We start from the raw sequence: 10,818 nt of genomic DNA, 5'->3' as shown, positions 1-10,818 counted from the left end.
AGATGTTCGTGAAGATCAACGGCGAGCAGCACTACCTCTGGCGGGCGGTCGACCATGAGGGCGAAGTGCTGGAAAGCTTCGTCACGAAGACGCGGGACAAGAAGGCTGCGCTGAAATTCCTCAGAAAAGCAATGAAGAAGCACGGCCGAGCAGATGTCCTCGTGACGGACAAGCTTCGCTCCTACGGCGCGGTCCTGAAGGACCTCGGCATGGCGGACCGGCAGGAGACCGGTCGGTGGCTGAACAACCGCGCGGAGAATTCGCACCTGCCGTTCCGACGACGCGAGAGGACCATGCAGCGCTTCCGGCGGATGCGAAGTCTGCAGAAGTTCGCCGCCGTCCACGCCTCCATCTCGAACCACTTCAACCAGGAACGCAGCCTCTCCAGCCGAGACATCTTCAAGACCAACCGCACCGCCGCTCTCGCCGAGTGGCGCGGTCTTTGCGCAGGATAATGGTCAGGCCCCCCTGCCCTTCCTGAGACTGGTTCGATTTAATCTGCCAGCACCCACGCCATGATCAAGGCCGGGAAGCCGGCAAAAGTCGCCTTGACCGCTCTCATGCGAAAGCTGATCGAACTCGCCAACGCGCTTGTCCAACAAGACCGCAAATGGACGCCGAAACCGGCTTGATCAAGACGGATACTCTAGTCTGCCAGCACCATCAAGATTGCTCAAGAAGCCCTTTGCAAAGCAGGAGCTGTCCCCGAATGACACCACCCACGTTTACGGTTGCGGTCTGGCAAGGCGATGCATTTATAGTTTCAGCGCAGTCCGCTCGCGCATGTTTGCTCAACGCCCACCACCGACATCGATAATCGTTCCGGACACATAACCGCTCTCGTCCGAAAGCAGCCACGCCACTGTGGATGCGACCTCTCCGGCCGTGCCAATGCGCCCGAGCGGTACTGCACTGACAGTTTCGTCCAGCCGCTCGCCCCGGCCGGCGGCAGCGTGAATTGCCGTATCGATTAGGCCCGGAGCCACTGCGTTGACCCGAATGCCCGCGGGCCCAGCCTCCCGCGCGAGGCCAACGCAGAGCGAGTCGACTGCGCCCTTGCTGGCCGCGTAGTGCACCCATTCGTTGGCGCCACCAAGACGAGCAGCGCGACTGGACATCAGTACAATTGATCCTCCGCCCGTCTCCGACATGGCGCGCACAGCCGCCTGCGCAGCCAAGAAGCTGCCGACCACATTGACCTCCAGCACGCGGCGCAGATTGAAAGGATCAAGCTCTGTCAGACGACAGGCTGGGCCGGTGATCCCGGCATTTATGAAAACGCCGGTGGGCGGACCAAAGCGCACAATACAGGTCTCAAATAGTTCATTGACCGCTGCTTCGTCGGAGGTATCGGCCTTGCAGGCGACAGCCCGTCCGCCGGCTTGGACCACCCGTTCGCAAAGCGTTTGCGCCGCCACGTCGCTAGAGGCGTAGGAGAACGCCACTGGTCTTCCGGCCGCGGCGAGCCGCTCGACCGTAGCCGCGCCGATGCCGCGACTGCCGCCGGTCACGACGACAGGGCCGCAATCAGAAGGCGACATCGCTGGCGCCCTTCAGCTCGAGCATTTCGCGGGCCTCGTCGGGCGTAGCGACCTCAAGGCTGAGTCCCTGCAGCAAGTCGCGCGCCTTGCGCACTTGGTCGGCATTGCTCTCGGCCAACTTGCCGGGCGAGATCCACAATGAGTCCTCCAGCCCCACGCGCAGATTGCCTCCCTGAGCCGCGGCCTGTGCGGCAATAGGCATCTGGTTGCGCCCTGCACCTAGCACCGACCACACGTAGTCGTCCCCAAACAGCCGGTCGGCGGTGCGCTTCATGTGTGCCACATCCTCGGGATGTGCACCGATCCCGCCAAGCAGGCCGAAGACGGTCTGCACGAGGAACGGTGCCATCACCAGCCCGCGATCGACGAAATGCGCAAGGGTGTAGAGGTGCGAGGTGTCGTAGCATTCGAACTCGAAGCGCGTGCCGTTCGCGTTGCCGGTGGTCAGAATATGCTCGATGTCCAGGAAGGTGTTCTTGAACACGAGATCGCGGCTGTTCTCGAGATGCTGACGCTCCCATTCGTGCTCGAACTCCTTGAAGCGGTTCAGCATCGGGAACAGGCCGAAATTCATGCTGCCCATGTTGAGCGACGCGACCTCGGGCTTGAGCTCGGCGGCGGGGCGCATCCGCTCCTCGACGGTCATGTGCGGCGACCCGCCTGTGGTGAGGTTCAGCACGGCACCGGTGCGCTGCTTGAGTTGCGGCAGGAAGGCGCGGAAGGTATCCGGGTCCTGCGTCGGTCGGCCGGTCTCTGGATCCCGCGCATGCAGGTGCAGGATGGTGGCGCCGGCCTCGGCGGCGGCGAGACTATCGTCGATGATTTCCTGCGGTGTCACCGGCAAGTGCTTCGACATCGACGGCGTATGGATTGCGCCGGTAATGGCGCAGCTGATGATGATCTTGCGGCTCGTTCTGGGCATTCTCGTCTCCTCCGAAGCTGTTCAGTCGTCGCGGGAGGCCCCGCGCAGATGCGTCATGAGCGCGATGAGCCGCCGGTCGCGCCGGGCTTGCGCATCGGGGATTTCTTCCAGCGGCACTACGGCACGGCGGGCGGCATCTATCCGGTCGAGCACTGGGCCGCGCCAGTCGACGTTATCGCGCTGACCGGCGGCGATGGTGTCGTACATGCCGCCGTAGCGGTCCACGTAGTCGCGCACACCGCCCGGCGCATTGAGATCGATCGTCTCGAAGGGACCGACCAGCGCCCAACGAGGAGCCAACCCTTCGCGGATGCCGATATCCACGTCCTCGGGATCGGCGATGCCCTGCTCGACCAGCCGGAAAGCTTCCTGCAAGAGCGCGCCCTGCAATCGGTTCATAATGAATCCGTCGATTTCGCGCTTCATGCGGATTGGCGTCTGGCCGATGCGCTCCATCAACTGCGCCGTCCGCTCAACAATCTCCGGATCGGACCAAGGGGCGGGCACGACTTCGACGGCCGGGATCAGGCTGGGCGGGTTGATCGGATGCGCCACGACGCAACGCGCCCGCCCTTTGAGATGTTCGGTAAAAGCGGATGGCAGTAGCGCCGAGGTGGAACTCGCAAGCACGGCGTCGTGCGGCGCCAGCACATCGAGTTCGGAGAACACGGTGCGCTTGACATCAAGCTTCTCGGGCACGTTCTCCTGCACGTGTACGGCGCCGTCGAGCGCGTCGCCGAGGTTCCCGGCGACGCGCACCCGCGCGGCGACTCCATTGGCCGTCGTGCCGCCGAGCAGCCCCGCCGTCTCCATCTGGTTGGCAATGGCGCGCACGCGGCCCGGCGCGTGCATCGTCGTCTCATCGTTCTGGTCGAACAACACGACGGTGCAGCCGCCGCGCGCAAACGACACCGCCCAGGCACATCCGATCAGGCCGCTGCCGACGATCGCGATCTTCGTGTCGCCGGACATCAGAGCGTCTCCACGTTGCCGCAAACGCTCAGCGCCTGACCCGAGACGTTGGCGCCGCCGGGACTGGCGAGAAAGAGGCACATCGCGGCGATGTCCTCGGGCTCGACCATCCGCCGCAGGGAAACCTTCGCAAGATATTGCTCACGCATCTGCTCGAACGACAGCCCAAGCTGTGCGGCGCGCGCCGATATGACCTTCTCGATACGCGGGCCGCGGACAATGCCGGGCAGGATCGCGTTCGACCGCACGCCCTCGGGACCCAATTCGGCGGCCAGGCTCTTGGCGAGCCCTACAACCCCCCACTTCGAGGCGGCGTAAGGCGTGCGAAATCCGTAGGGAAGCCGACCGGCGACGGAGGAGATGGCAATGAAGCTGCCCTTGCTTGCCACCATTTCGGGTGCGGCGAAACGGGCAGCGAGATAGGCGCCGCGCAGGTTGATCTCGAGACACTCATCCCACTCGGCAGCACCGATGTTGCCAATCCCCGCAGTGGGGCCTGCGACGCCGGCATTGGCCACGACGACATCGAGCCCGCCTAACACCTCGCGCGCTTGAAGGAACAGCGTCTCAGTAGCCGCCTCGTCCGCGGCATCGGCGACGCTGCCGGTAATTTGACCACCGGTGACCGCATCCACGGCGGCCGCGTCCACGTCGGAGATATGCACGCGGGCGCCGGCTTCGGCAAAGCCGCGGGCGATAGCTTGGCCGATGCCGCCCGCTCCCGCGGTGATCAGGACGCGCAGACCCTTGGGGGGCGTCAGGGACGCGAGAATGCTCATGGTTTTGTCTTCTCCCTCGGGGTCGCGTCAGGTCGTGTCGCCGGCTTCGTCGGCCAGAGATGCGCGGATGTTGATCGCAGCCGTACGGATGTCGTCGACAACTGCGCTGCGCAGGGTCGTCGCATCACGAGCCTCCATCGCCTCGGCCGCCGCATTGTGGAACTGCATCGACGTGGCCATGTGCTGCCGATCGGGAACGCTTGAGCGGATCGAGGGACCCACGATCAGCCACAGGCGCTGGATCATACCGAGGAGCAGCGGCCATCGCGCTGCGGTGTAGATGCCCGAATGAAAGGCGGCGTTAGCCGAAAGATAACGGTCGGCATCGACGCTCTCGGCGGCGGCGATCAAGTCGCGATGCAGTCGCCGCACTGCGGCCGCGTCCTCGCCTGTGGCCTGACCGGCGGCGCGTATGGCGGCCATGCCTTCGAGGTCGAGCCGGATGGCGGTGGCCTCGTCGAAATCGTCCGGTGTCAGAACGCGAACCCGCAGCGTACGACTGTTGGTCAGCTCCAGCGCACCCTCGGCAGTGAGCCGTGTCAGTGCCTCGCGCACCGGCATGGCACTGACGTCCAGCGCCTGCGCAAGGCCGCGGCTCGAGACGGCCTCTCCAGGAAAGAATGACCCGGCGATAAGGCGATTACGCAGCCTTTCGTAGATCTGCTGCTGCAAGCTGTCCCGCTGAAGTGGCGTTGTACCGCCACCGAATGAGTCCCGAGAAATACCTTGCACCGCCATTTTCTTTCATTACGGTTCATCTGCGATCACAGATTGCGGAGCGCCTGTTCGGAAGTCAAGCCGGCCGCTGACGCAGGAGACGCCTCGCCCGGAAGGGAGTCGGGTGATGAAGGATCAGGTTCGCGAGGGGCATGCCCCGGCGCGGAAGACATGGGAGGATATGTCTTGAGATTGACTGCGACCCTATCGGCAGCCGCTTTTGCCGCTTCGTGCGGCCTTGTGCAGGCCGAGACACTGGATGTGGCGAGCACGTTCCCGAAGAACATGCCGTTTCTCGGTGAAGGCGCCGAGGTGCTTGCCGAGAACATTGCCGCCGCCACTGGCGGCGAGGTGGAGCTTCGCGTCCACGGCGCCGGCGATCTGGTGCCCGCGCTGGAAGTCCTCAATCAGGTCAGCTCGGGCGCGATCCCGGCGGGTTGGGACTTCATGGGTTACTGGGGCGGCACGATCCCCGTCGCGGGCCTCGCCGGTGCCATGCCTTTCGGCCCGGGGCCGGCCCTGTTCACCGGCTGGATGTGGGAAGGCGGCGGCATGGAGATCGTCCAGAAGGCCTATGACCCACTGAACATCAAAATGCTGCCTTGCCACATTACCGCGCCGGAGCCCGGTGGGTGGTTCAACAAGGAGATCAACACGGTCGAGGACCTGCAGGGGCTGCGGATGCGGATTTCCGGCATGGGCGGCCAAGTGCTGAACAAGCTTGGGGCGTCAACGCAGCTCATCCCGGGTGGCGAACTCTACGTTGCTCTCGAACGCGGTCGCATCGACGCCACGGAGTTCTCGTTGCCAGTAGTCGATCAGTCGCTCGGCTTCGCGGAAATCGCGCAATACTACTATTTCCCCGGCTGGCACCAGCCGGCAAGTTGGAACACGCTGATCGTCAACATGGACGTGTGGAATAGCTTCGGCGAAGAGGTTCAGGAGCAGATCCTCGTCGCCTGCAAGGCCACGGTCGCCTGGTCGCTGGCCGCCGCGCCGGCGCCACAGGGCGAGGTCATCGAGGGGTTCCGCGAGCAGGGCGTCGAGACGAAGCGCTTCCCCGACGAGGTTCTGGTCGCGCTGCGCGAGGCGTCGACCGAGGTTCTGGAAGAAGCCGCCGCGAATGACGAGATCGTTGCCGAAGCCTACCAATCGATCCAGGACTACATGGCCCGAGCACAGGTCTGGGACGAACTGCAGCAGATTCCGCCGGCACCGGCGGCAGACTGAGGTCTCTCATGCAGTCACGTTCCTTTCTGGAGCGAGTCGGTCATGCGTTCGTAGTCGCGGGCGCATGGCCCGGCCGGGCCGCAGCTTGGCTGCTGCTGCCCATGGTCGGATTTGTGCTGGCGGCTATCGTGGGCTCTCTCCTCAAGGTTGGTCAGATCGCAGCCTGGCAAACCGACGTGCCGCTCTTCGGCACACAGCTCAACCTCAACGGGCTGGCCGAGCTTCAATGGCACCTTCTGGCAATCATCGTCATGCTCGGTATGTCCTATGCGCTCGCGCGCGATCATCACGTTCGGGTCGATCTGCTTTACGGGAGCTTCGGAGCTAGGGGAAAGGCGGCGATCGACCTCGTTGGCGACCTGCTGTTCCTCTTGCCCTTCTGCGCCGTCATCGGCTGGCTGTCGCTCAGCTTCGTAGAGTTCTCCTACAGCACGGGCGAACAGTCAGATTACGGCGGGCTCACCGATCGTTACCTCGTGAAGACATTCCTGCCCATCGGCTTCGTTTTCCTCGGCATCGTCTGCATCGGGCGCATCCTGATGAACATCGGACGGATCCTATCGCCGAACGAGGTGAAGCATGGATGAGTACGCGCTCCCCCTCGCCATGGTCGGGGTCCTCATCGCGGGCATCTTCTCCGGCTACCCAGTGGCATTTGTGCTCGCCGGCGTCGGCATTCTGTTCACGTTCATTGGCGACGTACCGCTAGTATTCCTCAACACGGTTTCATCTCGGATCTTCACCGGCACCCTGACGAATTGGCTGATGCTAGCGGTGCCTCTCTTCGTGTTCATGGGGCTGATGCTGGAGAAGTCCAACATCGCCAAGAACCTGCTTTTGTCGTTGGAGCGAATGTTCGCGCAGCGCCCTGGCGGGCTGGCGCTCTCGGTAACGATCGTCGGCGTGGTCATGGCGGCATCCACGGGCATCGTCGGCGCGTCGGTCGTGATGCTGGGCCTCATGGCCCTGCCGGTCATGATAAAGCAGAACTACTCTATGTCGCTCGCGGCGGGCACGATCTGCTCGGCGGGCACGTTGGGCATTCTCATTCCACCGTCGATCATGCTGGTGCTGGTCGGCGATATCCTGTCCATTTCCATCGGGGCCCTATTCATGGGCGCGGTCATCCCGGGCGTGATGCTGGGCGGACTGTATGCCCTCTACATCCTCGTCGTGACCTGGCTCGATCCGGCAAAGGCTCCACCTTCCGAACAACCCGGCGACGTCTCTATCGGCGAAATGATCATGACGCTGGCCAAGCACCTCCTCGCGCCCGTGTTGCTGATCCTAGGCGTGCTGGGTTCGATCATCGCAGGCGTCGCGACGCCCACCGAGGCGGCCGCAATCGGCGCGCTCGGCGCCACGCTTCTTGCTGCCGCAATGGGCGAGCTCACTCGGAAGAACCTCGTGGATTGCGTGCAGGAGACCGCGCTCACGACGGCGATGATCCTGACCGTCGCCATCGGTGCCACCGTCTTCAGCGCAATCTTCAAGCGCGTCGGCGGAGACCGGATGATCGAGGACGCGGTGTTCGCCATCGCATCGGGTCCCTACCAGACCCTGTTCCTGATCATGGCGCTGATCTTCGTGCTGGGCTTCTTCCTCGAGTGGATCGAAATCTCCTATGTGATCCTGCCGCTCTTTGCGCCGATCATCGCCGCGCTCGATTTCGGACTGGCGAATTCGAGTGTGACGCTGACCTGGTTTGCGGTGCTGGTTGCGGTGAACCTGCAGACGTCCTTCCTGACGCCTCCCTTCGGCTACGCGCTATTCTACCTGCGCGGCATTGCGCCGCCCGAACTGGGGATCACCGCCATCTACAAAGGCATCCTCCCGTTTGTGTTGATACAGGTTGCAGGTCTCTTCCTGTGCATCCTGTTCCCGGCACTGGTGCTCTGGCTCCCGGCGGCGGTCGGAAACTGAGCGGAGAGTTTTCATGAGCGCCATATTTGATCTGCGCGGCCGCCGCGTCGTCATCACGGGCGGCACCAGCGGCATCGGTCTCGCGGTGGCGCGGGCATTTCTCGACGCCGGCGCACAGGTCCTCGTCTCTGGCCGATCCAAGGTACGCGGGTCCGAAGCGCTGGCAGTACTGAAAGATATAGGCGAAGCACATTTCGTGGCCGGTGATACCGCGTCGCAGGAGGACTGCGCCCGACTGGCCGAAGTCGCGACGGAGCGTTTCGGCGGCGCCGACGTGCTGATCTGCGCTGCGGGCGGGAACCGCCGTAAGGCGCCGCAGGACCTCACGCTCGACGATTGGGACTTCGTGCTCGACGCCAGCCTGAAGGGCACCTTTGTCGCCTGCCAAGCGCTCTATCCTCTGCTTCGCGAAGGCGGCGACGGTCGCATCGTGACGGTCGGGTCGATGCTGTCGGTTCTCGCGAACGAGACCACCGCCGCTTACGCCGCGGCCAAAGGCGGAGTTGTGCAGTTGACCCGCAGCCTTGCCGTCGCCTGGGCGGCCGAAGGCATTCGTGCCAACTGCATCCTGCCCGGCTGGGTCGATACGCCGCTGACCCGGCAGGCCCGGGCCGACATGCCGGATCTCGAGGCACGCGTGACGGCCCGAACACCGCTGGGCCGGTGGGCACGCCCCGAAGAGATGGCGGGCGCCGTCCTGTTTCTCGCCTCGCCCGGCGCGCAGTTTGTTACCGGCGCGGTTATTCCGGTCGACGGCGGCTACCTCATGCGGGCATGACCCGCCCCACTGTGATCCAGGAGAAGAGCATGACCGATCACACGTCCCGGCTGTCCGGCTTCGCGACCGCCACGCGAGCCGAACGGCTCGGCGTCTTGGCCGAGCGGCTGGGAGGCGATGCCGAAGCGGTATCACTGCTCGAGCGGCTTGGCCCCGTGGACGGCGAACTCGTCGATCGGATGATTGAGAACGCCATCGGGGTCATGCCGGTACCGCTCGGTTTGGCCACCAACATGATCGTCGACGGCCGCGAGATGCTCGTACCGATGGCGACCGAGGAAAGCTCCGTGATTGCCGCAGTCTGCAACTCGGCCAAACGCTGTCGCGCGACCGGCGGCTTTCAGACCTCCTATGCCGGCTCGCTCACCATCGCGCAGGTGCAGCTCTGCGGCCTGTCCGACCCGCATCGCGCTCGGCTCGAAATCCTCGGGCGCGAGGATGAAATCCGGGTGATCTGCGACGAGGTCGATCCGCAACTGACCTCGCTTGGTGGCGGGCTGCGTGGCCTTGAAGTGCGGATCCTGCCGACCCGCGCAGGGATCATGGTCGTCGTCCACCTTATCGTCGACACGCGCGACGCCATGGGCGCCAATGCGGTCAACACCATGGCCGAAACCGTCGCCCCGACACTCGCCTCCTGGACCGGCGCCCGTCCGCTGCTGCGGATCCTCTCGAACCTCGCCGACCGACGTCTCACTCGCGCTCGGGCGGTTTGGCCCGCAGCCGAGATCGGCGGCCCCGAGGTCGTCGAAGCCATGCTGCTCGGGGCCGAGTTCGCCGAGGCTGACCCCTACCGCGCGGCAACTCACAACAAGGGCATCATGAACGGTATCTCGGCAGTCGTGCTCGCCACCGGCAACGACACGCGCGCTATTGAGGCGGGAGCTCATGCTTTCGCCGCGCAAAACGGCTGCTACGGGCCGCTCACGCATTGGGAGTGCACGGAGGAAGGTAGTCTCGCCGGCACCATCGAAGTGCCGCTTTCGCTAGGTATCGTAGGCGGGGCGACCCGGATCCACCCGGTTGCACAGCTTTGCCTGAAGATCCTCGGCACCGACAGCGCAGAGGCGCTCTCGCGGATCACCGCGGCAGTCGGATTGGCACAGAACTTTGGTGCGCTCAGAGCCTTGGCCACGGATGGCATTCAGAAAGGACATATGGCGCTGCACGCTCAGAATGTTGCCATTGTTGCAGGAGCCACCGGCGACGAGATAGAATTTGTTGCTGCAAAACTGCGGCAAGGCGGCCGAGTGACCGAAGCGAAAGCGCGAAAGATTCTGGATTTTCTGCGCGCTTGATGATTCATTAGGGCGGTCTTCTCAAAGTGACCAAGCGCAGCTGACGGCCTTGTCAGAAGAACTTCGCTTGAGGCGGAGCAGGCGGCTGGCTAGGCTCCCCGCGTGACCAAGCGCAGCCCCTTCAAGTACTTCAAGACCAGTTCCGAGATCATCCGGCTGGCGGTGATGATGTATGTCCGCTTCCGGCCTTGTCAGAAGAACTTCGCTTGAGGCGGAGCGGGCGGCTGGATAGCTTCCCCGCATGACCAAGCGCAGCCCCTTCAAGTACTTCAAGACCAGTTCCGAGATCATCCGACTGGCGGTGATGATGTATGTCCGCTTCCCGCTGTCGCTGCGGAACGTCGAAGATCTGCTCCATGAACGCGGCGTCGACGTCAGCCACGAGACGGTGCGCTTCTGGTGGCACCGCTTCGGCCCGATGTTCGCCGGTGAGATCCGCAAGCGACGCATCAAGGGCCTGAAATCGAGCCGCTGGCGCTGGCACCTCGACGAGATGTTCGTGAAGATCAACGGCGAGCAGCACTACCTCTGGCGGGCGGTCGATCATGAGGGCGAAGTGCTGGAAAGCTTCGTCACGAAGACGCGGGACAAGAAGGCCGCGCTGAAATTCCTCAGAAAAGCACTGAAGAAGCACGGGCGAGCAGATGTCCTCGTGACG

12 protein-coding genes and 2 pseudogenes are annotated in these 10,818 nt (G+C 63.9%); 9 read left to right on the top strand and 5 right to left on the bottom strand.

Features of this window, described 5'->3' with window-relative positions; translation table 11 throughout:
• Positions 1-455, top strand: a 455-nt coding sequence (locus JSE7799_RS05375; protein ID WP_144431573.1) for a DDE-type integrase/transposase/recombinase, incomplete at its 5' end; no start/stop codon positions are given.
• 72 nt (positions 456-527) lie between these two features.
• Positions 528-632: pseudogene (locus JSE7799_RS20345) on the top strand (IS110 family transposase); the annotation flags it as partial.
• Positions 633-791: 159 nt separating this feature from the next.
• On the opposite strand, the gene JSE7799_RS05370 reads toward JSE7799_RS20345, so the two are convergent.
• From JSE7799_RS05370 to JSE7799_RS05350, 5 genes are read right to left on the bottom strand one after another with little or no spacing between them, the layout of a single operon-like run.
• Complete coding sequence (locus tag JSE7799_RS05370; RefSeq protein ID WP_055662707.1) at positions 792-1,541, bottom strand: SDR family oxidoreductase; 750 nt, start codon at positions 1,539-1,541, stop codon at positions 792-794.
• Positions 1,528-2,463 carry a 3,5-dioxohexanoate:acetyl-CoA acetone transferase gene (gene kce / locus JSE7799_RS05365; RefSeq protein WP_055662706.1) on the bottom strand — a complete coding sequence of 312 codons (936 nt, stop codon included), beginning with the start codon at positions 2,461-2,463 and terminating at the stop codon, positions 1,528-1,530. Before kce ends, JSE7799_RS05370 begins: the two co-directional genes overlap by 14 nt.
• A 21-nt stretch (positions 2,464-2,484) precedes the next feature.
• A complete protein-coding gene (locus JSE7799_RS05360; RefSeq protein ID WP_055662705.1) occupies positions 2,485-3,435 on the bottom strand; it encodes a 3-hydroxyacyl-CoA dehydrogenase in 951 nt (316 codons plus the stop codon).
• A complete protein-coding gene (locus JSE7799_RS05355) occupies positions 3,435-4,214 on the bottom strand; it encodes an SDR family oxidoreductase (protein ID WP_055662704.1) in 780 nt (259 codons plus the stop codon). The genes JSE7799_RS05360 and JSE7799_RS05355 overlap by 1 nt, the downstream gene beginning before the upstream one ends.
• A gap of 27 nt (positions 4,215-4,241) precedes the next feature.
• On the bottom strand, positions 4,242-4,886 hold the full coding sequence (locus JSE7799_RS05350; RefSeq protein ID WP_245624805.1) for a GntR family transcriptional regulator: 645 nt from the start codon (positions 4,884-4,886) through the stop codon (positions 4,242-4,244).
• A 231-nt stretch (positions 4,887-5,117) separates the two neighbouring features.
• On the opposite strand from JSE7799_RS05350, the gene JSE7799_RS05345 reads away from it, so the two are divergent.
• The 7 genes and pseudogenes from JSE7799_RS05345 to JSE7799_RS05320 all read left to right on the top strand — a co-directional run.
• The gene (locus JSE7799_RS05345) at positions 5,118-6,161 is read left to right on the top strand and encodes a TRAP transporter substrate-binding protein (RefSeq protein WP_083480276.1); all 1,044 of its coding nucleotides are present in this window, start codon (positions 5,118-5,120) and stop codon (positions 6,159-6,161) included.
• Between the two features lie 8 nt (positions 6,162-6,169).
• Positions 6,170-6,748, top strand: coding sequence for a TRAP transporter small permease subunit (locus JSE7799_RS05340; protein WP_055662701.1), 579 nt, complete (start codon positions 6,170-6,172; stop codon positions 6,746-6,748).
• Entirely contained in the window at positions 6,741-8,084 is a 1,344-nt protein-coding gene (locus tag JSE7799_RS05335) for a TRAP transporter large permease (protein WP_055662700.1), read from the top strand. The genes JSE7799_RS05340 and JSE7799_RS05335 overlap by 8 nt, the downstream gene beginning before the upstream one ends.
• Before the next feature lie 13 nt (positions 8,085-8,097).
• Positions 8,098-8,862: an SDR family NAD(P)-dependent oxidoreductase gene (locus JSE7799_RS05330; protein ID WP_055662699.1), complete on the top strand. Its 765-nt coding sequence runs from the start codon at positions 8,098-8,100 to the stop codon at positions 8,860-8,862.
• Positions 8,859-10,160 carry a hydroxymethylglutaryl-CoA reductase, degradative gene (locus JSE7799_RS05325; RefSeq protein ID WP_306455393.1) on the top strand — a complete coding sequence of 434 codons (1,302 nt, stop codon included), beginning with the start codon at positions 8,859-8,861 and terminating at the stop codon, positions 10,158-10,160. Before JSE7799_RS05330 ends, JSE7799_RS05325 begins: the two co-directional genes overlap by 4 nt.
• A 102-nt stretch (positions 10,161-10,262) precedes the next feature.
• A pseudogene (locus tag JSE7799_RS22470) lies at positions 10,263-10,343 on the top strand (IS6 family transposase); the annotation flags it as partial.
• 58 nt (positions 10,344-10,401) lie between these two features.
• Positions 10,402-10,818: IS6 family transposase (locus JSE7799_RS05320; RefSeq protein ID WP_144431572.1), on the top strand; the 417-nt coding region annotated here is incomplete at its 3' end.

Origin of the sequence: Jannaschia seosinensis (assembly GCF_001408515.1) — a bacterium.
Classification (GTDB): Bacteria; Pseudomonadota; Alphaproteobacteria; order Rhodobacterales; family Rhodobacteraceae; genus Jannaschia; species Jannaschia seosinensis.
This window is presented reverse-complemented; position numbering and strand designations above follow the sequence as displayed.